The sequence below is a fragment of the Stenotrophomonas sp. 2201_Sma genome (genome assembly GCF_056486685.1).
Genome location: NZ_CM151329.1, coordinates 3,212,248 through 3,232,992, shown reverse-complemented (window position 1 = coordinate 3,232,992; position 20,745 = coordinate 3,212,248). Strand labels below are relative to the sequence as shown.

Sequence of the window (20,745 nt, the reverse complement as noted above, 5' to 3'; positions counted from 1 at the left end):
ATGAGCCTGCGGGTCTATTACGGGGGCACCTTCGATCCGGTGCACCTGGGGCACCTGGCGATCGCGCGCGCCGCGCGCGATGAGCTGCAGGTCGCGGTGCGGATGCTGCCGGCGGCCGATCCACCGCACCGCCCGGTTCCCGGCGCGACCGCCGAACAGCGCTGCACGATGCTGTCGCTGGCCATCGGCGACGAGCCGGGGCTGCTGCTGGACCGGCACGAACTGGATCGGGCCGCGCGCTTTCCCGGTCGCCCGTCCTACACCGTCGATACCCTGCGCGAACTGCGCGGCGAGCTCGGTCCCAGCCGGCCCCTGGCCTGGCTGGTCGGCGCCGACAGCCTGCTGGGCTTGCCCGGCTGGCATGAGTGGGAGGCGCTGTTCGGCCTGGCCCACTTCGTGGTGGCGGAGCGGCCGGGCAGTCCACTGCAGGCCTCGGTCGACGGCGAGCTCGGCCGTGTCCTGGAAGGGCGGTGGGCCGACAGCGAACAGGACCTGTTTGCCAGTCCGGCCGGCCGCATCCTGCGCCTGCACCATCCGTTGCGCGGGGAATCGGCCAGCGCCGTGCGCGCGCAGATCGCCGCGGCAGGGCCCTGGCGTGCCCTGCTGCCGCCGGCGGTGGCCGACTACGTGGCCGCGCAGCGGCTGTACCATCCGGCAACACCGTGAATGCCGCGACCGCGCCATCCCCGTATAATCGCCCCCACGTTTATCGAGTCGATCCACTTTGAGCAACCAGACCCAGCCCCAGACCATCAAGGTCGATCTGCCCAGCCCGCCGCCGTCCGTGCCGGAACTGCTGGCCAGTGTCCGTCAAGCCACCGAAGACCTGAAGGCCAAGGACCTGGTCGAGATCGACGTGCGCGGCCGGTCCAGCGTTGCCGATTACCTGGTGATCGTCTCGGGTACTTCGACCCGCCACGTCAAGTCGATCGCCGACGAGGTCGTGCGCTTCGCCAAGAAGATCGACGTGATGCCGCTCGGGGTTGAGGGCGAGCGCGAAGCCGAGTGGGTACTGGTCGATCTGGGCGACGTGATCGTCCACGTGATGCTGCCGCGCGTGCGTGAGTTCTACGCCCTCGAGCGCCTGTGGACGGTCGGTGACCAGCCGCCGTCCAGCGACGACGAAGTGGCCTGAGCCGCACGTTGATGCATCCCTTCGACGGCGCCGATGGCGCCGTCGACGTTTTCGAGGAGCGCTGATGAAAGCCCGCCTGATCGCCACCGGTGAACGCGCACCCAGTTGGGTCGCGCAGGGGTTCGCCGAGTACCAGAAGCGGCTCTCGCACTGGCTGCCGTTCGAGCTGGTCGAGATCGAGCCCGGCCTGCGCGGCAAAGGCCGCGATCCACGCCGTGCCACCGAGGACGAGGGTCGGCGGGTGATCGCCGCGCTGCCGAAGAATGCCTACGTCGTGGCGCTGGATGTGCCCGGCCGCCAGCTCAGTTCCGAACAGCTGGCGCAGCGCCTGGAGCATTGGCGGGGACAGGGCAGGGACTTGGCGTTCCTGATCGGCGGTCCCGAGGGGCATTCGCCCGAAGTTTCGGCACTGGCCGACGAGAAGTGGTCGATTGGTCCGCTCACGCTGCCGCACATGCTGGTGCGGCTGGTCGTGGCGGAACAGCTGTACCGGGCCGCCGCAATGATTGCAAATCACCCCTACCATCGCGCGTGAAGAGCCGTTATACTGTTCGTCTGCCCGAATAGCTCAGCCGGTTAGAGCACTTGACTGTTAATCAGGGGGTCGTTGGTTCGAGTCCAACTTCGGGCGCCACTTTCAGAAACCTGCATCGCGAGATGCAGGTTTTTTTTTGCTCTACAGAGTCAGCGCTCCTCGCCAGAACGCCATCAGTGTGGCGATCGCAACTGCCAGGATGGCGCCGAACAGCACCCACTCCCAAGGCGTGAACACCTGTTCGCCACGCTGGCGACGGGTCAGCGCGAACAGCGCTACGCCCGGCACATACAACAGCACCGACAGCAGCAGGTTGTGCAGGCCACCGGCATACACAAGCCACAGCGCGTATGCGCTCGCCAGCAGCGCGACGCTGAAGTCGCGCCAGCGGATTCCCGCTTCGCCGCCCGCATAGGCCTGACCACGCCAGGCCAGCTGCACGCCGAATGCCGTGGACAGGAAATAGGGCACCAGACTCATCGATGCAGCCAGCAGTACCAGGCCGGTATAGCTGCCGGAATTCACCAGCACCAGCAGCAGGAACAACTGGATCAGGCCGTTGCTCAGCCAGAGCGCATTGGCCGGCACGCCACGCGCATTCTCGCGGCCAAGGAACGCGGGCATGGTGCCGTCGCCGGCAGCCGCATACAGCACCTCGGCGCACAGCAGCACCCAGGCCAGCAGCGCGCCAAGCACCGAGATGATCGAACCGATGATGATCACGGTCGCGCCCCATTCACCGACGATGGCGCGCAGCACGTAGGCCATCGATGGATTGGGCAGGGCAGCCAGCTCGGCCTGCGACAGCACGCCCATCGACAACAGGCTCACCAGGACCAGCAGCAGCCATACGCCGAGAAAGCCGATCACGGTCGCGCGCCCTACATCGGCACGACGCGCAGCGCGCCGGGAATAGATGCTGGCGCCTTCGATGCCGATGAACACCCATACGGTCACCAGCATCATGCCGCGCAGCTGCTGGCCGAGATCGCCGAGTGCGGGCGTACCCAGGAAATCGGCGCCGAACACGTCCATGCGGAACGCGCCGGCGGCCAGGATGAGGAACAACGCAATGGGCAGCAGCTTGGCCACCGTGACCAGGCCGTTGACGATGGCGGCAGTGCGCAGGCCGCGCAGCACCAGCAGGTGCACGGTCCATAGCAGCAGCGACGAGGCGGCCACCGCTGCCGGCGTATTGCCTTCACCGAACACCGGCATGAAGTGGCCGAGGCCACTGAAGATCAGCACGAAGAAGCTGGCGTTGCCGAGTACCGAGGCAACCCAGTAGCCCCATGCCGCGGAGAAGCCGATGTAGTTGCCGAAGCCTTCCCGCGCATACGCGTAGATGCCGGTATCGAGGTCCGGCCGGCGGTTGGCCAGGGCCTGGAACACGAAGGCGAGCATCAGCATGCCGGCGCCACTCACCGCCCAGCCGATGATCGCGGCGGCCGGACCGGCGCTGCGCGCCACGTTCTGTGGCAGGGAAAAGATGCCGGCGCCGACCATCGAGCCGACCACCAGAGCGGTCAGTGCAGCCAGGCCCAGCCGTTGTGAGGTCGCAGCCATGAATCTCCCCTGCGGCAGCGCGGCCGCAGGGGCACAGTAGCGGCAGTGCCGTGAAGCCGCATGCAACATCTGCAACGACGGAGGCCCGGGCATGTGCCCGGGCCTCCGAAGGTGATGCTGCAGCGACGATCAGTTGAAGGTGTACTTGGCACCGACCGTGAAGTAGCGGCCGATGGCTCCGCTGAAGTGCAGCGGGTTGTAGTTCACGCCGCCATAGGTGGTCGGATCGAGCGGTGCGATGCGATCAAACACGTTCTGCACCGATGCGTTCAGTTCAAAGGCTTCGGTGATGTTCCAACGACCGGACAGGTCGAAGGTGGTGAACGAGGAGATCTTCTCGACCGGCGAGCCATCCTCGTAGAACGCCAGGTAGTCGCCGCCACGGCGGTCCTTGTTCTCCAGCTTGCTGATGTAGTTGGCGACGCCGCTGACACTCCACGGGCCCTGCCTCCAGGTGGTGCCGAAGTTGATGCGGTCCTTCGGCGTGCCGATGCAGTTGGTGACGTCGCAGTTGCCGTGGGTGCCGGCGTAGTCGACCGTCACATCGGCATCGGTGCGCTCGAACTTCAGCACATGGCTCCACTGCAGATCCATTTCCAGCTGGCCCGGACCGATATCGAAGGTCTGGCGGATATCGGTGTCGATACCGCGCACGCGGGTGGACGCGGCGTTGATGTACTGCGTGTTGACCGCCAGGATGCTGCCGGTGCCGGCAATGCCGTTGAGCAGGTTGGTGTCGCGCAGGACGTTGCCGGCGGCAATGGCGTCGGCGGTGCTGCCCTGGGCGATTTCGTTGGTGCGCTTGATCTGCCACGCATCCACCGTCATCGAGGTGGAGGAGGTCGGCTGCAGCACGATACCCACCGAATAGCTCTTGGATTCCTCCGGCTTCAGGTCGCTGTTGGGGCGGGTGATGATCGCCACCGAGCGTGCGGTGCATTCGGCTTCACTGATGGCGCAGCGCACCGGGTCGCGGGCGTTGGAGAAGGCGGCCAGGCCACCGTCGCCGTTCTCGGCCGGGTTCGGCGCGCGGAAACCTTCGGCGTAGCTGGCGCGCAGCGCGATCCAGTCGGCCGGGGTCCACTTCACGCCCAGCTTCGGCGTCGCCTTGCCTTCACCGCTCTCGTACTTGTCGTAGCGCAGTGCACCGGACAGCTCCAGCTGTTCCAGCACCGGCGCGGACAGTTCGACGTATCCGGCGTACACGTTCTGGGTACCGTCATAGGCCGAGTAGCCCAGGCCGATGATGTCGCCGGTGTCGGTGAACGTCTGCGGGGTCAGGCTGTTGCTGGTCTTGCGCCACTCGGTGCCCATCGCCAGGCCGAGCGGGCCACCCTTGAGGTCCATCAGGCTGCGCGACACGGTGAAGTCGAACATGTCCAGGCTGGACTTGGCGCGTGCACTGATCTCCGGCGAGATGAAATCGTACAGCGCCTGCGAGTTGAGGTTGGCGTTGTCGCCGATGCGCCATACGCCACCGGCACAGTTCGGGTTGGCCAGTGCACAGCGGACGTTGTCGTAGTGCAGGAAGCCGGTACGACGGTTGATCAGGTCGGTGCCGGAGTGCAGGTAGGCGGTGTCATAGTTCCAGTCGCCCCAGTTGCCCTTGACGCCCACCAGGAAGCGGTTGAACTCGTTGGTGTTGTTGGTCACGCGCGGACCAACGTCCCAGGCCGAATAGCGCAGGCGCGAGGCCTGGCCGGGAATCGGGTTGTCCGGATGATCCGGGCCGAGCACGGTGGCACCGGAACCGCTGTTGGCGTTGACCGGTCCTTCCGGGTAGCCCCAGCCGCCGGACACGCCCGAGGGCGTGTTGCTGAAGGTGGTTTCCTTCTTCGAGTAGCCGATCTCGGTGTAGATCTCGCCGCCTTCGCCGAAGGCGAAGCTGGCACGTCCGAACACGTTGATGTACTTCTCTTCCGGGCTCAGGTCACGGAACTTCTGCGCCGGATCCCACAGGCAGCCCTGCTGCTGTGCGGTCGCATCGGTCTGGCCGGGAATGCTGGTCAGATTGGCACAGCCCGGCAGCGCCACCAGGAACGCGGGATTGTCGTCGTCGACATTGCGGTCGTCGAACACCGAGCCGTTCGGGCCCACGCCACCGGCAGTACCACCGGACAGGTAGGCACCGCCCAGGAACTGCGCGTCGGCGGCGGAATAGCCCCAGCGACGGATGTCACCGGTGCCGATCCACTTGCGGTTCTTGCGATCGCCGATCTTGATCGCGTCGGTCTTGCCGACGTCCAGGCTGAAGAATGCGTTCCAGCCATCGGTGGCCAGGTCGCCGGTGCCTGCGGTCAGCGTCGCCTTCTTGGCATCGCCGTCGCCGTCGCCGGAGACGCCGTAGGAACCGCGCAGGATCGCGCCCTGGAAATCGCTGCGCAGGATGATGTTGACCACGCCGGCGATGGCGTCGGAGCCATAGATCGCCGATGCGCCGTCCTTCAGAACTTCCACGCGCTCCACCGCATCCAGCGGAATGGTGCTCAGATCGGTGAAGACCTTCTGGCCATCGTCAGCCAGGCCGTAGGTGGCCATGCGGCGGCCATTCAACAGCACCAGCGTCGAGCCGGCGCCGAGGCCACGCAGGGAGATGCCGGCGCCGCCGCCGGCAAAGCCGTTGCCGAAGGTCTTGGGAATCGAGCCGGAACCGTCGGCGGTCAGGGTCTGCAGGTATTCGGCGACCGTGGTCTTGCCGGTGCGGTCGATCTCCTGGCGGGTCACCACCTGCACCGGGGACGGTGTCTCGGTATTGGTGCGCGGGATGTTCGAGCCGGTGACCGTGATGCGGTCGAGATTGGTGGCCTGCTCCTGGGCGAAGGCGGAGGAGGAAACCACGGCGCCGGCCAGCAGCAGGGCGCTGCCGGTAAGGATGTGAGTGATGGACGATGCCAGGGTGTCACGGCGGCTGGCGGGCCGATGGATCGGGTGTTTCACAGCTTCTCTCCTAACTGGAAAACCTTGTGTTGAGGGCTGTCGCCGGATCAGGTCCGGGACGGGCCAATCTAGGTTTCCGGCAGGTGACGGAGTCGTGAAATTTTGCTTAATCGGCGGTGCGCGGACGGGCGGTGTGCGGATTCGCAAACCCGGTCGCGGATTCCGGCCCGGCGTGAGGCCGGGCCGGTGCGACGGTCAGTCAGGCAGCGAGAACTGCACCGGCACCATGCCGATCGCAGGCACCGCCACGCCGTCGTGCTGGGCGGGTTCAAACCGCCAGTGGCGCAGCACCTGCTGGCGTGCGGCCTGGTCCAGGCTGCGCGAACCGCTGCTGCGTTCGATGCTGACCGCGACAGGCTGGCCATTGCTGTCCACTTCCACGCGCAGCAGGACCGTGCCCTGTTCGCGGTTGCGCAGCGCGGGGATGGGATAGGCCGGGGGCGGCGCACTGCGGTACTGCAGCTGGGCTCCCGCCAGCGGCGTAGCTGCCGCCGGCGTCGGCGGCGCCATCACCGCGGTCGGTTCGGCGGCCGGCAGGACGATGCCCGGCGCGTCTTCGACCGTTGCGGTGGGGGCTGGCAGCGCCGGTGCGGTCGGCACCGCCTGGGAGCGGGGGGCGACCTTCACCTGTTCGGGTTCGGTGGGCAGGATCGGCGGAGGTTCCGGTGTCTCGAACTTTTCGATCCAGCGGACCGTGGTCGTGTCACGCGGGGCCTGTACCGCCTGATAGGTGGCGGGGATGAGCAGCAGCAGCAACGCCAGCAGATGCAGTGCGATGGCCGCGCTCCAGGCGGCGATGCGGGCGGGGTCGAAGTGCGCGGATGCAACGGGATACGTACGAACCATGGTCCACCTCCGTGCCAGTGTCGAAAGACGTCAACGCACCAGGGCCGCCATCGGGGTTTGCCGCACGCGGCTGGCAGCCAAGCATTAGCGCGTCGTGGCCGCCACTGCCTAGAGGCATGTCAGGCGATGTTGAACTGGCCTTCATCTACGCAACGGGGCCGGAGACCTTTCCGCTGGAAAGGCATCCGGCCCCGTGGGCAGCAGATCAGGGCAGGGCGCTGTCCGGCGGACAGTGCCCCCGCCGTGCCGGGTCGTCAGCGACCCAGCTCGAACACCACGTCCAGGTTGACCGAAACGGTGGATTCGCCCGGCGCGACCGGCGTGGCCTTGTCCATGGCGGCCGAGGCCATCTGTGCCCGCATCATCGGCACCGGGCGGAAGCCGCCGTTGCTGTTTTCAGAGATGCTGACGATGCGGCGCACCTGCAGGCCCAGCGACTTGGCATAGGTCTGGGCGCGCGCCTGTGCCTTCTTCAGCGCGGCCAGGCGGGCTTCGTCATAGACCGGCTCCGGCTGGTCGATCTCGAAGCTGGGGCCGTTGATCTGGTTGGCGCCCTGGGCGGCCAGCGCATCGAGCACCCGGCCCAGCTTGGCGATGTCGCGGACCTTCAGGCTGACGGTATTGCTGGCCTGGTAGCCGGTGATCTTCGGCGCTTCGTTGTCGGTATAGCGGTACTGCGGGTTGAGGCTGACGCCGCTGGTCTGCACATCGCGCTCGGCGATGCCGGCCGCCTTGATCGCGGCCAGCACCTTGTCCATCTGCTGCGCATTCTGGCGCATGGCGCTGTTGCCGTCGGCGGCCTGGGTGACCACGCCGGCCGACAGGGTGGCCACATCCGGCACACGGGTCGCTTCGGCGTTGGCCGAAATGTTCAGCAGGGTGCCCTCGGCCGGGGCGGCGATCGGCGGCGGCGGGGCGGCATGGGCGGACATCGAGGCTCCAAGGGCGAGGGACAGGGCAAGCAGCAGCGGGGAGGCGGTCAGGCGCATGGGATCTCCTTGTTGTGGCGTGAGGGTGGTGTCGTAGCGATGAACGCGCTGTGAGTCCGTTCGGGGTTGAAGGCACGCGGGAGCAGGTTGCCGACGATTCAGGCGGCGGCCTCAGGTTATGCTGTGCCGATGCTCTATCTTGCTTCCCGCTCCCCCCGACGCAACCAGCTGCTGGCCCGACTCGGACGCCCCTTCCAGGCGCTTGACCTGGAGGTTGTCGAGCAGCGCGCGCCCAGTGAAAGCGCCGAACAGTACGTCTGCCGGGTTGCGGCCGACAAGGCGCGCGCCGGGTTGGCCCGGGTGCTGGCCGATGACCCGGACGCACGGGTGCTGGGCTCGGATACCGAGGTCGTGCTTGATGGCGAGGTGTTCGGCAAGCCGGTCGATGCCGCCGATGCCCGGGCAATGCTGACGCGCCTGGCCGGACGCACGCACCAGGTGATGACGGCCGTGGTGGTGGTCGGCGCGGCCGGGCTGGACAGCGAACTGGTGGTGTCCGAGGTCACGTTCGCTGCGATCGGCGCCGCCGACATCGCCGCCTATGTGGCCACCGGTGAGCCGCTGGACAAGGCCGGGGCCTACGCCATCCAGGGTGGGGCCGAGCGCTGGATCGAACACCTGTCCGGCAGCTACTCCGGTGTGATGGGGCTGCCGCTGCTGCACACCGATCGTCTGCTGGCGCGCTGCGGCGTGCCGGCTCCCATTGCCAACGCCGCCAGGGAGGCTGCAGATGTCTGAGGAAATCCTGGTCAATGTGACCCCACGCGAGACCCGGGTCGCGGTGATCGAGAATGGCATGCTGCAGGAACTGCACATCGAGCGCGGCTGGCGCCGGGGTGTGGTCGGCAACATCTACAAGGGCAAGGTGCAGCGGGTGATGCCGGGCATGCAGGCCGCCTTCGTCGAGGTCGGCCTTGAGCGCGCTGCGTTCCTGCATGCCAACGACGTGGTGCGGCCAGCGCCGGTGGCCAGTGCCGACACCGAGAACACCACGCTGCCACCACCGGCCAGCGTGCCGATCGTCGAGCTGCTGCGCGACGGCCAGGACATCGTGGTGCAGGTGGTGAAGGATCCCATCGGTACCAAGGGCGCGCGGCTGACCACGCAGATCAGCATCCCGTCGCGCTACATGGTGCTGCTGCCGCAATCGAAAGTGGTGGGCGTCTCCGCGCGCATCGAGGACGAGGCCGAGCGCGCGCGCCTGAAGGCGCTGGTGACCGAGTTGTCGGCACAGCACGGCGGCTACGGCTACATCGTGCGCACCAACGCCGAAGGGCAGCCGGCCGAAGCCATCGCCGAGGACATCGCCTATCTGTCGCGGGTCTGGAACGTGGTGGAGCGCCGCGGCCGCGACGCCACCCCCTGCAGCGTGATCTATGAAGACCTGAGCCTGCCGCTGCGTTCGGTGCGCGACCTGATCCGCAAGGACGTGGACAAGGTGAAGGTCGATTCCAAGGAAACGTTCGCGCAGCTGCAGGCTTTCGTGGCCAAGTACATGCCGGTGCTGGCCGAGAAGCTGGAGCTGTACTCCGGCGATCGCCCGATCTTCGACATGTTCGGCGTGGAGGACGAGATCGGCCGCGCGCTGGACAAGCAGGTGCCGCTGAAGTCCGGTGGCTACCTGGTGATCGACCAGACCGAAGCGATGACCACCATCGACGTCAACACCGGGTCGTTCCTGGGCCAGCGCAACCTGGAGGAGACGGTGTTCCGCACCAACCTGGAGGCGGCGCAGGCCGTGGCCAGGCAGCTTCGCCTGCGCAATCTCGGCGGCATCATCATCATCGACTTCATCGACATGGATGATGCCGAGCACCGCCGCCAGGTGCTGCGGACCCTGGAAAAGGCGCTGGCGCGGGACCATGCCAAGACCACGGTCTACGACTTCTCGCCGCTGGGCCTGGTGGAGATGACCCGCAAGCGCACGGTCGAAAGCCTGGAGCGCCAGCTGTCGGAGACCTGCCCGCAGTGCAGCGGTCGCGGCACCATCAAGACCACCGAAACGGTCACCTACGAGATCTTCCGCGAGATCACCCGCGCGGTGCGCCAGTTCGATGCCGCGCGCCTGCTGGTGATCGCGTCGACCAAGGTGGTGGCGCGCATCACCGATGAGGAATCCGCGGCGGTGGCCGAGCTGGAAGAGTTCCTCGGCAAGAGCATCCGCTTCCAGGCGGATGAGCAGTACCTGCAGGAGCAGTTCGATGTTGTGCTGCTCTGATCCACGCCGGCCGAAGGTCGGCGGCGGCCGATGAGCGCGCCGCCGCGCCTGCGACTGCGAAGGATCCGCCGTCATCTCATTGCTGCCTGTGCGGTGGCCCTGGTCGGGCTGGCGCTGCTGGTGGGCACCTTCAGCCAGCTGCTGCCGCTGGCCGAGCGACACCCCGACAGGATCGCCGCCTGGTTGAGCGAGCGCGCAGGCCAGCCGGTCCGTTTCGACCAGCTGGACACGGCGTGGACCCGTCGTGGCCCGCTGCTGCAGCTGAAGGGCCTGCGCATTGGCGCCGGGCAGGGCCTGGCGGTCGGCGAGGCTGAAATCCTGGTGTCGATGTACAGCGGCCTGCTGCCGGGCCGTTCGTTGACCGAGCTGCGTCTGCGCGGCCTGGCCCTGGATCTGCAGCAGAGCGAGGACGGTCGCTGGTCGGTGCGTGGCCTGCCGCAGCCCAGCAGCGGGGGTGACCCGCTGGAGGCGCTGCGCCGGCTGGGCGAGCTGCAGGTGATCGGCGGCCGGCTGGGCGTGCAGGCCCCGGCGCTCGGCATCGACACCGTATTGCCGCGCGTCGATCTGCGCCTGCGCGTCAATGGCGACCGCCTGCGGGTAGGCGTGCGGGCCTGGGCCCAGACCGACGCCCTGCCGCTGACCGCCGTGCTGGATGTGGACCGTGTGCGTGGCGACGGCGAGGCATGGCTGGGCGCCGATCCCATCGATTTCCGCGCCTGGTCGCCGTTGCTGGCGGCCGGGGGCGTGCGCCTGCGTGAAGGACGCGGCGAACTCAATGTGTGGCTGACCCTGCGCGATTTCGTCCCCGTGGCGCTGACCACCGATTCGGATCTGCGGGATCTGCGCATCGACGGCGCACCGATGCCGGGGCTGGCAGTGCCCCGGCTGCAGTTGCAGCGCATGCAGGCGCTGCTGCGCTGGCAGCGGCAGGCGGACGGATGGGCGATGCAGGTACCGCGCCTGCGGCTGGTGGACGACACCGGCGCGCAGCAGCTTGATGGACTGCAACTGCAGGTCGGCACGCAACTGGGCATCCGCAGCGGGGCGGTGCAGGCCGGTACCGCGCTGCGTGCGCTGGCGCTGAGTGACCGCCTGGACCCTGGCCTGCGGCGCTGGCTGTTCCTGTCAAAGCCGCAGCTGGATCTGCGGGAACTGCAGCTGGCCGGCACGCGCAACGGTCCGCTGTGGGCCCAGGGCGAGCTGCAGTCGCTGGGTTTTGCCAGCGTCGGTGACGCACCTGGCCTGCGAGGGCTGGGCGGCCATTTCGAAGGCGACGCCGATGGCTTCCGCCTGCAGCTGCAGCCGCAGCGCGAGCTTCAGTTCGATTGGCCGACCGGCTTCGGCGTGCGCCATGACCTGCACCTGGCAGGCCAGGTGGTAGGGTGGCGCGACGAAGGCGGCGGCTGGCGCATCGGCACGGCCGCCCTGCGTGTGGAAGGCACGGATTACGCAGCCGATCTGCGCGGCGGTGTGTGGTTCCAGGGCAATGGCACGCGTCCGTGGCTGCAGCTGGCGGCCAAGCTGGACGATGTACCGATGACGGCCGCCAAGCGCTTCTGGATCCATTCCAGGATGAGCAAGGGAGCCACCGACTGGCTGGACATGGCGCTGGCCGGCGGCCAGGTGCGTGATGGTATCGGCCTGGTCACCGGTGACCTCGACGACTGGCCCTTCGACAACAACGACGGGCGGTTCGAGGCCACCGGCCATATCACCCGCGGCGACATCCGCTTCCAGCGCGACTGGCCGCTGATGAGCCAGGTTGACGCCGACATCGCCTTCATCGGTCCTGGCTTCCACATGCAGGGGCGCGGTGACCTGGCAGGCGTGCCGGTGCAGCACTTCGAGGCCGGCATCAAGGATTTCGGCCAGCAGCCGCTGTACGTGCGTGCCGATACCCGCAGCGAAGCCGGAAAGCTGCTGGCGCTGCTGCGGCAGAGCCCGTTGCACCAGGAATACGGCGAGACGCTGGACAACCTGACCGCCGCCGGGCCGGCGCAGGTGACCTTCGACCTGCTGCAGCCGCTGCATGCCGACGAAGGGGGAGGTCACCTGCAGGGCACGGTCGATCTGGCCGGCGTGAAGCTGGTGGAGAAGCGCTTCGCGCTGGAATTCGACAACATGCGTGGGTCGGCCCGCTACGGCAACGGGGGTTTTGCCGCCGAGCAACTGGCGGTGCGCCATCTGGGCCAGGACGGCCAACTGAGCCTGCGCGCGGGTGGGTTCGTGCGTGACCCGAAGCTGGCCTTCGAGTCGGAGCTTTCGGCGCGCCTTGATGCAGGCGTGCTGATTGACCGCGCGCCGGAAATGGCCTGGCTCAAGCCCTACATCACCGGTACCTCGCCCTGGACCATCGCCGTCAACCTGCCGAAGGTCGCGCCAGGCGCGCCTGCTCCTCCCAGCGAACTGCGCCTGCGCTCGGATCTGGCAGGCACGCGCCTGGATCTTCCCGCCCCGCTGGACAAGCCCGCCGACGAGCCACTGGCCACCACCGTGACTGCGCAGCTGCCGATGGGGGATGGCCGCATCGACGTGGCGTTTGGCCAGCGCCTGGCCCTGGCCGCGCGCAGCCATAACAATCAGACCGGCGTGCAGGTGACCCTGGGCAGCGGCCAGGTCGACCGCGAGCCGCCTTCCAGCGGGCTGGCGGTCAACGGTCACAGCCCGACCCTGGACGCGTTGGAGTGGATCGGCCTGGCCCGCGGCGGAGACGGCGACGGCGATCCGATGCCGTTGCGGGCGATCGACGTGCAGGTCGGCCGCTTGATGCTGATCGGAGGGGTGTTCGAGCAGACCCGCCTGCAACTGCGCCCGGGCGCGCAGGCGCTGGATGTGCGCTTGGACGGCCCTTCGCTGGCTGGCCGCCTGAGCGTGCCCAATGCCGAGGGCGGCACCATCAGCGGCCAGCTCGACCGGGCGTATTGGCAGTCACTGCCGGCCGCACCCGATGCGCCAGCGGCACCGGCCCGGGTGCAGGCCGGTGCCAACGACATGGATCCGGCCAGACTGCCGCCGTTCGCGCTGGACATCGCCGACCTGAAGTTCGGCAAGGTGGCGCTCGGCCAGGCCGTGCTGCGCACCCGCCCGCGGGGCAACGGCCTGGAGGTGCAGACCCTGCGCTTCCGCGCGCCCGACCAGGAGATCGACATCACCGGCCGCTGGCTGGGCAGCAGCAGCGGCGCCCGCACCGAGCTGAACGCGCAGGTGCGCAGCGAGGATCTCGGCGCGCTGATGCAGAATCTCGACTACGGTGGCCAGCTGCGTGGCGGCGCCGGCCAGGCGCAGCTGCAGGCGTCGTGGAATGGCGGGCCGTCGGACTTCCAGCTGGGCAATCTGCAGGGCCAGCTGGATATCCATGCGCGCAACGGTCAGCTGCTGGAACTGGACCCCGGTGCCGGTCGCGTGCTGGGTCTGCTCAGCGTGGCCCAGCTGCCGCGGCGGCTGATGTTCGACTTCCGTGATTTCTTCTCCAAGGGCTTCGCGTTCAACCAGATCGAGGGCAGCCTGCAGTTCGGCCAGGGCGTGGCCCGCACCGACAAGGTGCTGATCGAAGGGCCTGCGGCGAACATCACCATCCGCGGTCAGGCCGACCTGCGCCAGCAGCAGTTCGACCAGACCATCGACGTCAATCCGCGTGCCGGCAATCTGCTGACCGTGGTCGGCGCAGTGGCCGGTGGCCCGGTCGGGGCGGCGCTGGGGGCGGCGACCAATGCGGTGCTGTCCAAGCCGCTGGGTGAGATCGGCGCCCGTACCTACAAGGTGACCGGTCCCTGGAAGGAGCCGAAGGTGGAGGTGATCGAACGCAGCCGCGAACGGACCCCGCCGGCTCCCGCACCTGCGCCGACCCTTCCACCGGCCGTGACCGACCTGCCGCGGTCGCGCTGAGCGCGGCCTCCCATTCCCCGGGGCTTGCCTGAGTGCCCCTGCATCCCCAGATCGAGAGCCATGACTGATATCGCCCTGACGCTTGCCCAAGACCGCCTGCTGCGCCCCGGCGGCCTGGATACCGCTGGACTGGAGCGCACCTTCGGCCAGCTGCTCGGCCCCGGTGTCGATTTCGGCGACCTCTATTTCCAGCACGCCCGGCGTGAGAGCTGGAGCGTGGAAGACGGCATCGTCAAGGACGGTGCCCATTCCATCGAGCAGGGGGTCGGCGTGCGTGCCATTGCCGGCGAGAAAACCGGCTTCGCCTATTCCGATGACATCCATGCCGATGCGCTGCTGGCGGCGGCGCAGTCGGCACGCGCGATTTCGCGCGAGGGCGGTGCCCAGGCGGGCCGCTCGCTGCTGCGCGGCAATGCACGCGCGCTGTATCCGGCGCTGGATCCGATCGATGGGCTCGGCAACGAGGCCAAGGTTGAAGTGCTCAAGCGCCTGGATGGCTATCTGCGTGCCGCCGATCCGCGGGTGAAGCAGGTGATGGTCAGCCTGTCCGGTGGCGTTGACACCGTGCTCATCGCGCGCAGCGACGGCGTTCTGGGTGCCGACGTCCGCCCCCTGGTGCGCTTGAACGTGCAGGTGATCGTCGAGCAGAACGGTCGCCGCGAGTCCGGCTATGCCGGCGGTGGTGGCCGTTATGGCTACGAAGAACTGTTCGCCGATGGCCGGCCGGAAGCGTTCGCCCGCGAGGCGCTGCGCCAGGCGCTGGTGAACCTGGACGCGGTGCCGGCGCCGGCCGGTGTGATGCCGGTGGTGCTCGGCCCGGGCTGGCCTGGCGTGCTGCTGCATGAAGCGGTCGGCCATGGGCTGGAGGGCGACTTCAACCGCAAGGGCACCAGCGTCTACGCCGGTCGCATCGGCGAGCGCGTGGCGGCCCCGGGGGTGACCATCGTCGATGACGGCACCCTGGACGGCCGTCGCGGCTCGCTGAACGTCGATGATGAAGGCCATCCGACCCAGTGCACGACCTTGATCGAGGACGGCATCCTGGTCGGCTACATGCAGGACAGCCTCAATGCACGGTTGATGGGCATGGCACCGACCGGCAACGCGCGCCGCGAGTCGTTCGCGCACCTGACCATGCCGCGGATGACCAATACCTACATGCGCGCCGGCCAGCACGATCCGCAGGAGATGATCCGCTCGGTGAAGAAGGGGCTGTACGCGGTCAACTTCGGCGGTGGCCAGGTCGACATCACCAGTGGCAAGTATGTGTTCTCGGCCACCGAGGCCTATCTGATCGAGGATGGCCGCATCACCACGCCGGTGAAGGGCGCGACCCTGATCGGCAACGGCCCGGAAACCATGCAGAAGGTGCGCATGGTCGGCAACGACCTGGCCCTGGACGAGGGCGTGGGCATCTGCGGCAAGGACGGGCAGAGCGTGCCGGTGGGTGTCGGCCAGCCCTCGCTGCTGATCGAGGGCCTGACCGTCGGCGGCACCCAGGCCTGAACATGGCAACGGCCCCGGCCAGCGCCCCGGCCGGCGGGGACTCAGTCCTCGTCGGTCGCGTCGTCCAGATCGGCGCCGGTGTCGTCGCCGGTGGCGACCTTCAGGCCAAGCGCGGCCGGCAGCATCAGCCCGCGCAGCACCTGGTAGATCTCGCGGTAGGCGCGCGGCGGCTTGTTCTTCGCCTTCTCGGCCTGGGCGTTGCGCACCAGCGTGCGCAGCTGCTGGCGATCCGCCTGCGGATACTCGTCCAGCAGCGCGGCCAGCGCCTTGTCGCCGTCGTCCAGCAGGCGCTCGCGCCAGTCTTCCACGCGGTGCATCATCGCCACTTCGCGGCGCGAGGTTTCGCTGTTGGCGTCCAGCGCATCGCGGATCGCCTCCAGGGTTTCGTCTTCCTCGCGGCGCATGTGCTTGGCCAGGAACGCCAGCTGCCGCTTGTGGGCGATGTGGGCCGTGATGCGCTTGCACTCGGCGATATGCGGCAGCAGATCCTCCGGAATCGGCAGGCGCGCCAGCTGGGCCGGGGTCAGCGACACCAGCTTCTCACCCAGGGCCAGGACTTCCAGGGCTTCGCCGCGCTTCTGCTTGCGGCTCTTGTCAAGGAATTCACCGGTTTCTTCGTCGCGTCCGCGCATCGTCCACACCTGCTTTCAAAAAAGTCGCCCGGCGTGATGCCGGGCCCAACCTGTACAGGATAAAGCATTGAACGTGATCGCCCCTGAAGTGGTTGTCGGCGACGACAGCCCGGCCCGCCTGGAACGGCTGGCCGACCTTTCCCAGCAGCTGCTCGAGCGTGCCCGTGCGCTGGGGGCCAGCCAGGCCGAGGTCAGCTGCAGCGAGGACCGCGGCCTGGAGGTCAATGTGCGCCTGGGCGAAGTGGAAACCGTACAGTCCACCCGCGACCGCGGCATTGCCGTGACCGTGTACTTCGGCCAGCGCAAGGGCAGCGCCAGCACCGGCGACCTGAACGAGGCCAGCCTGTCGGCCACCGTGGAGCAGGCCTGCGCGATCGCCCGCCACACCGAAGATGACCCGGCTGCCGGACTGGCCGATGCCGCCCTGATGGCCAAGGCGTTTCCCGAGCTGGACGGCTGGCATCCGTGGGTCCTGCAGGCCGACGAAGCGGTGGACCTGGCGCTGGCCTGCGAGGCCGCCGGGCGCGAGGCCGACGCCCAGATCCGCAACTCCGATGGCGCGGCGGTGTCCACCTCGCAGAGCCTGTCGGTGTACGCCAATTCGCACGGTTTCATTGGCCGTGAGCGCGGCACCCACCATTCGATCGGTTGTGCGCTGATTGCCGGCCAGGGCGATGGCATGCAGCGCGACGGCTGGTACACCAGTGCGCTGGCCAGGCAGGACCTGGAAGATCCGGCCCAGGTCGGCCGCCAGGCCGCCGCGCGTACCGTGGCCCGCCTGCAACCGCGCTCGCTGGCTACGGGCAGCATGCCGGTGCTGTTCGCCCCGGAAGTGGCGCGCAGTCTGGTGGGCCATCTGCTGTCGGCCGTGTCCGGTGGCGCGCTTTACCGCCAGGCCAGCTTCCTGCTGGACAGCGCCGGGCAGCGACTGTTCCCGGACTGGATGCAGATCGACGAGCTGCCGCACCTGCGCCGCGGCCTGCGCTCGGCCGCCTTCGACGGCGATGGCGTGGCGACCCGCGCGTCGGCACTGGTCCGCGATGGCGTGCTGCAGCGCTACGTACTGGGCAGTTACTCGGCCCGCAAGCTGGGCCTGCAGACCACGGCCAATGCCGGCGGCGTGCACAACCTGCAGCTGGCGGCCAACGCCGGGCCGCTGGAAGACATCGCCCGGCAGATGGGCAGCGGCCTGCTGGTGACCGAGCTGATGGGGCAGGGGGTCAATGGTGTGACCGGTGACTACTCGCGGGGGGCCGGTGGCTTCCGTGTCGAGAACGGGGAGATCCAGTACCCGGTGGACGGCATCACCATTGCCGGCAACCTGCGCGAGATGTTCATGGCGATCGAAGCGGTGGGCAGCGATGTCGATCCGCGCTCGCACATCCGGACCGGTTCGATCCTGGTGGGGCGGATGACCATCGCCGGTAATGATTGATGGCGTCGATGGCGTAAGCTATGGCCGCCTGACGCAACCGGCCTGATGCCGGTGGGTCAAGACCACCCAATGAAAAGGAGTTTTGTCGTGAGTGAATTCGATAACGTCCCGCCGCCGCCGCCGGTCACCGCCGATGTCCCGGCAGACCAGCGCACCATGGCCCTGGCCGCGCACCTGCTGGGCATCTTCACCGGTTTCATCGGCGCGCTGATCATCTGGCTGATCAACAAGGACGACGCCGGCAAGTCCTTCGTCACCGACCAGGCCAAGGAAGCGCTGAACTTCCAGATCACCGTGGCCATCGCGATGGTGGTCTGCATCATCCTGACCATCGTGGTCATCGGCGCGATCCTGATGCCGATCGTCGGACTGGTCAGCCTGGTGTTCTGCATCATTGCCGCGGTCAAGGCCAACAACGGCGAAGCCTATCGCTACCCGTTCGCATTGCGCCTGATCAAGTAAGACCGGCTGCATGCGGACATGAAAACGCCCGGCATTGCCGGGCGTTTTCGTTGCGCACCACGTCAGTGATCGCGCTCCACCGCAAGCCTGGCCAGCGCGCGCAGCGCATCGGCCTCTTCGTGGTAGCCCGCCAGAGCAGCCTGCATGCGGGCCGCCAGTTCGCGCAGCTGCGCCTTCGCTCCCTCCATGCCGAGCAGGGCGGGGAAGGTACTCTTGTCCTGCGCCTGGTCCTTGCCTGCCGTCTTGCCCAGCTGCTCGGAGCTGGCTTCGACATCGAGGATGTCATCGCGGACCTGGAACGCCAGGCCGAGTGCATCGGCGAATGCGTCCAGCTGCACCCGCTGCGGCTCCGGCGCATCGCCGCACAATGCGCCCATGCGTACCGCGGCACGGATCAGCGCGCCGGTCTTGAGCGCATGCATCCGGGTCAGCGCGGCCAGCGACTGCTGCTGTCCGGTGGCATCGATATCCAGCGCCTGGCCGCCGCACATGCCGGCGGCACCGGAGGCGTGTGCCAGCGCCTGCAGGCAGTCCACGCGCAGTGTTGCCGGCAGTGGTGCCTCGGCCAGCAGGCTGAAGGCGCGGGTCTGCAGGGCGTCGCCGGCCAGGATCGCGGTGGCTTCGTCGAAGGCGATGTGGGTGGTGGGTTTGCCACGGCGCAGGGCATCGTCGTCCATTGCCGGCAGGTCGTCGTGCACCAGCGAATAGGCATGGATCAGTTCCACCGCCATCGCGGCCGCGTCGAGCCTTTCCGGTTGAGCGCCGAACAACTGGCCAGTGGCATAGACCAGCAGCGGACGCATGCGCTTGCCACCGCCGAGGACGGAATGGCGCATGGCCTGGTGCAGCCGCTGCGGTGCATCGGCCGGCGAGGGCAGGGCGGCATCGAGCAGGCTTTCGATCCGGTCGCGCCAGCGCGCGAACGCCGCCTCAGCCGTCATGGCTGGGCGGATCGAAGGGTTCTGCCGTATCGGGCTGTGCCGGATCGCTGAGCAGCCGGACGCGCAGTTCGGCCTGCTCCAGCGCCTGCTGGCACTGGCGGTACAGGCCCACGCCACGTTCGTAAGCACTGAGCGACGCTTCCAGGCTCAGCTCGCCGGTTTCCATCTGCTCCACCAGCTGCTCCAGCGATTCGAGCGACTGCTCGAACTGGGCAACAGGGGAGGCGTTTTCGGGGGACTTCTTGGCCATGCGGCAAGTGTGGACGGCACGCGCGCAGGGGTCAATTCACCAGCCACCCGGCTGCCACCGCAGCTGGGCGTCGTGAGCGTGCAGCCAGGCCTGCAGCGGTGCGGCGATCACCACATCGGCGGCGGCCAGCAGGCTGCCGTCAGCAAACAGCAGCGGCAGCTGCGCGCGCCGCCAGGGGGCCAGATGTTCACGCTGCAGGCAGTCCTTCAAGGCATGTGCGTGGCTGCGTCCCGGCAGCACGATGCGCTCGCCGCCACGCCGTGCACGCACCTGCATCGGCTGCTGGAACATCGCGGCGCCCAGCAGGCGCAGCTGGCCGCCATCAGGCAAGGCGAGAGGCGCCCGGCCGTCCCACTCCTGCTGCCAGTCCGGTGGCAGGGCGGGCAGCTCGGCCGGCAGCAGATAGGCATGCTCGCGCCATCGCTGGATGACGTGATCCTGCCAGCGCACCTGCGCCTGCCGGTCGCAAGTGGAGGGCAGCATTTCCTCGAGCATCTGCTGCAGCACCCGCCCCGGAAGCGGGGCCGCGCCATGGCTGGCCACCCAGGTGCGCAGGACGCGTGCGGCGCGTTCCGGCGAGACCTGCCGCAGCAGCTGCAAGGACAGCACGCGCGGGGCTGCTTCCAGGTGTGCGAGCAGTTCAGTGTCCTCTTCCTGCAGAAGGCCGCGGGTGCGTGCGCAATGATCGGCACTGCCGGCCAGGGCCGCTGCGGCGTGCGGCCAGCGCTGGCGCAGAAGCGGCAGCACCTGCAGGCGCAGGAAATTGCGGTCGGCGTACGCGTCGTCGTTGCTGGGGTCTTCGATCCAGTGCAGATCGTGGGCCCGCGCATACTCATGCAGAGCGTCGCGCGGGACCTGCAGCAGCGGCCGCCACAGCCGGTGGCCGGCGAGCATGCTGTCCCCGCTCATTGCCGCCAGGCCATCGACACCGGAACCGCGCAACGCGCGCAGCAGGAAAGTTTCAGCCTGATCGTCCTGATGCTGGGCCAGGGCCAGCGTCTCTCCGTCGCGCAGAGAGGCAACGAAAGCAGCGCGACGCGCCTGCCGGGCTGCACCCTCCAGGCCCAGACCGGTGCCGGTCTCGACCTGCACGCGGTGGACGACCAGTTCGATGCCCAGGGCCGCGCACTGCTGCTGGCAATGGTGGACCCAGGCATCGGCGTGGGGCTGCAGCCCGTGATGTACGTGTACGGCGCGCAGTCCCACGCCGGCCGCCTGCGTGCAGCGCCGCAGCCAGTGCAGCAGGACGGTCGAATCCAGTCCGCCGCTGTAGCCGACCAGCAGCGGTGCATCGAGGGAAACCAGGGCGGGGAAGGCAGTCACGGGTGAAGTGTAGGGTGATCGGCGGGGTCGCGCCGCGCCTTCGATTCCCGGGCGGGATGCAGCCGGGCATGGCCCGGCTGCACAC

General features: G+C 68.2%; 17 protein-coding genes and 1 tRNA gene. 10 read left to right on the top strand and 8 right to left on the bottom strand.

The features are described 5' to 3' along the window. From nadD to ACZLIF_RS15035, 4 genes are all read left to right on the top strand, one after another. Positions 1-666, top strand: a complete 666-nt coding sequence (gene nadD / locus ACZLIF_RS15050) for a nicotinate-nucleotide adenylyltransferase (RefSeq protein WP_053520120.1) — start codon at positions 1-3, stop codon at positions 664-666. A 58-nt stretch (positions 667-724) separates the two neighbouring features. Next, complete coding sequence (gene rsfS, locus ACZLIF_RS15045; RefSeq protein ID WP_053520119.1) at positions 725-1,135, top strand: ribosome silencing factor; 411 nt, start codon at positions 725-727, stop codon at positions 1,133-1,135. Between the two features lie 64 nt (positions 1,136-1,199). Next, positions 1,200-1,670, top strand: coding sequence for a 23S rRNA (pseudouridine(1915)-N(3))-methyltransferase RlmH (rlmH, locus tag ACZLIF_RS15040; protein WP_019662111.1), 471 nt, complete (start codon positions 1,200-1,202; stop codon positions 1,668-1,670). 22 nt (positions 1,671-1,692) lie between these two features. Further along, positions 1,693-1,769: transfer RNA gene (locus ACZLIF_RS15035), tRNA-Asn, on the top strand. A 42-nt stretch (positions 1,770-1,811) separates the two neighbouring features. On the opposite strand, the gene ACZLIF_RS15030 is transcribed toward ACZLIF_RS15035, so the two are convergent. From ACZLIF_RS15030 to ACZLIF_RS15015, 4 genes are all read right to left on the bottom strand, one after another. Then, positions 1,812-3,236 carry a basic amino acid/polyamine antiporter gene (locus ACZLIF_RS15030; RefSeq protein ID WP_128988847.1) on the bottom strand — a complete coding sequence of 475 codons (1,425 nt, stop codon included), beginning with the start codon at positions 3,234-3,236 and terminating at the stop codon, positions 1,812-1,814. Between the two features lie 129 nt (positions 3,237-3,365). Beyond that, complete coding sequence (locus ACZLIF_RS15025) at positions 3,366-6,173, bottom strand: TonB-dependent receptor (RefSeq protein ID WP_065181829.1); 2,808 nt, start codon at positions 6,171-6,173, stop codon at positions 3,366-3,368. Positions 6,174-6,368: 195 nt separating this feature from the next. Then, a complete protein-coding gene (locus ACZLIF_RS15020; protein WP_128988849.1) occupies positions 6,369-7,019 on the bottom strand; it encodes an energy transducer TonB in 651 nt (216 codons plus the stop codon). Between the two features lie 254 nt (positions 7,020-7,273). After that, complete coding sequence (locus ACZLIF_RS15015) at positions 7,274-8,008, bottom strand: SIMPL domain-containing protein (protein ID WP_128988851.1); 735 nt, start codon at positions 8,006-8,008, stop codon at positions 7,274-7,276. 129 nt (positions 8,009-8,137) lie between these two features. Between ACZLIF_RS15015 and ACZLIF_RS15010 the strand changes: the two genes are divergently transcribed. Genes ACZLIF_RS15010 through tldD form a run of 4 tightly spaced genes read left to right on the top strand, consistent with a single transcriptional unit; the run spans position 8,138 to position 15,617 of the window. After that, positions 8,138-8,746, top strand: coding sequence for a Maf family nucleotide pyrophosphatase (locus ACZLIF_RS15010; protein ID WP_065174871.1), 609 nt, complete (start codon positions 8,138-8,140; stop codon positions 8,744-8,746). Beyond that, the gene (gene rng / locus ACZLIF_RS15005) at positions 8,739-10,226 is read left to right on the top strand and encodes a ribonuclease G (RefSeq protein WP_053516779.1); all 1,488 of its coding nucleotides are present in this window, start codon (positions 8,739-8,741) and stop codon (positions 10,224-10,226) included. The genes ACZLIF_RS15010 and rng overlap by 8 nt, the downstream gene beginning before the upstream one ends. A 30-nt stretch (positions 10,227-10,256) precedes the next feature. Next, a complete protein-coding gene (locus ACZLIF_RS15000; protein ID WP_128988853.1) occupies positions 10,257-14,111 on the top strand; it encodes a YhdP family protein in 3,855 nt (1,284 codons plus the stop codon). A 60-nt stretch (positions 14,112-14,171) separates the two neighbouring features. Then, complete coding sequence (gene tldD, locus ACZLIF_RS14995; protein WP_065174873.1) at positions 14,172-15,617, top strand: metalloprotease TldD; 1,446 nt, start codon at positions 14,172-14,174, stop codon at positions 15,615-15,617. A 41-nt stretch (positions 15,618-15,658) separates the two neighbouring features. Here tldD and yjgA read toward each other — a convergent pair whose 3' ends face one another. Next, positions 15,659-16,249: a ribosome biogenesis factor YjgA gene (yjgA, locus tag ACZLIF_RS14990; protein WP_053516786.1), complete on the bottom strand. Its 591-nt coding sequence runs from the start codon at positions 16,247-16,249 to the stop codon at positions 15,659-15,661. A gap of 67 nt (positions 16,250-16,316) precedes the next feature. Between yjgA and pmbA the strand changes: the two genes are divergently transcribed. After that, positions 16,317-17,684: a metalloprotease PmbA gene (pmbA, locus tag ACZLIF_RS14985; protein ID WP_128988855.1), complete on the top strand. Its 1,368-nt coding sequence runs from the start codon at positions 16,317-16,319 to the stop codon at positions 17,682-17,684. Positions 17,685-17,771: 87 nt separating this feature from the next. Continuing rightward, positions 17,772-18,146 (top strand): DUF4870 domain-containing protein, encoded by a 375-nt coding sequence (locus tag ACZLIF_RS14980; protein WP_053516791.1) that lies wholly within the window; start codon positions 17,772-17,774, stop codon positions 18,144-18,146. 62 nt (positions 18,147-18,208) lie between these two features. Here ACZLIF_RS14980 and ACZLIF_RS14975 read toward each other — a convergent pair whose 3' ends face one another. Genes ACZLIF_RS14975 through tilS form a run of 3 tightly spaced genes read right to left on the bottom strand, consistent with a single transcriptional unit; the run spans position 18,209 to position 20,660 of the window. Then, positions 18,209-19,087 (bottom strand): polyprenyl synthetase family protein, encoded by an 879-nt coding sequence (locus tag ACZLIF_RS14975; protein ID WP_053516794.1) that lies wholly within the window; start codon positions 19,085-19,087, stop codon positions 18,209-18,211. Next, the gene (locus ACZLIF_RS14970; RefSeq protein WP_065174877.1) at positions 19,077-19,337 is read right to left on the bottom strand and encodes an exodeoxyribonuclease VII small subunit; all 261 of its coding nucleotides are present in this window, start codon (positions 19,335-19,337) and stop codon (positions 19,077-19,079) included. Before ACZLIF_RS14970 ends, ACZLIF_RS14975 begins: the two co-directional genes overlap by 11 nt. 36 nt (positions 19,338-19,373) lie before the next feature. Continuing rightward, positions 19,374-20,660, bottom strand: coding sequence for a tRNA lysidine(34) synthetase TilS (tilS, locus tag ACZLIF_RS14965; protein ID WP_478462079.1), 1,287 nt, complete (start codon positions 20,658-20,660; stop codon positions 19,374-19,376). Positions 20,661-20,745: the final 85 nt, after the last annotated feature.

What these genes read in the sequence shown, in the direction of transcription:
- ACZLIF_RS15020 (WP_128988849.1), bottom strand. Translation starts at nt 7,019, where the DNA reads ATGGTTCGTACGTATCCCGTTGCATCCGCGCACTTCGACCCCGCCCGC.
- ACZLIF_RS15000 (WP_128988853.1), top strand. Translation starts at nt 10,257, where the DNA reads ATGAGCGCGCCGCCGCGCCTGCGACTGCGAAGGATCCGCCGTCATCTC.
- yjgA (WP_053516786.1), bottom strand. Translation starts at nt 16,249, where the DNA reads ATGCGCGGACGCGACGAAGAAACCGGTGAATTCCTTGACAAGAGCCGC.
- ACZLIF_RS15030 (WP_128988847.1), bottom strand. Translation starts at nt 3,236, where the DNA reads ATGGCTGCGACCTCACAACGGCTGGGCCTGGCTGCACTGACCGCTCTG.
- ACZLIF_RS15015 (WP_128988851.1), bottom strand. Translation starts at nt 8,008, where the DNA reads ATGCGCCTGACCGCCTCCCCGCTGCTGCTTGCCCTGTCCCTCGCCCTT.
- nadD (WP_053520120.1), top strand. Translation starts at nt 1, where the DNA reads ATGAGCCTGCGGGTCTATTACGGGGGCACCTTCGATCCGGTGCACCTG.
- rng (WP_053516779.1), top strand. Translation starts at nt 8,739, where the DNA reads ATGTCTGAGGAAATCCTGGTCAATGTGACCCCACGCGAGACCCGGGTC.
- ACZLIF_RS15010 (WP_065174871.1), top strand. Translation starts at nt 8,138, where the DNA reads ATGCTCTATCTTGCTTCCCGCTCCCCCCGACGCAACCAGCTGCTGGCC.
- rlmH (WP_019662111.1), top strand. Translation starts at nt 1,200, where the DNA reads ATGAAAGCCCGCCTGATCGCCACCGGTGAACGCGCACCCAGTTGGGTC.
- ACZLIF_RS14970 (WP_065174877.1), bottom strand. Translation starts at nt 19,337, where the DNA reads ATGGCCAAGAAGTCCCCCGAAAACGCCTCCCCTGTTGCCCAGTTCGAG.
- tldD (WP_065174873.1), top strand. Translation starts at nt 14,172, where the DNA reads ATGACTGATATCGCCCTGACGCTTGCCCAAGACCGCCTGCTGCGCCCC.
- ACZLIF_RS14975 (WP_053516794.1), bottom strand. Translation starts at nt 19,087, where the DNA reads ATGACGGCTGAGGCGGCGTTCGCGCGCTGGCGCGACCGGATCGAAAGC.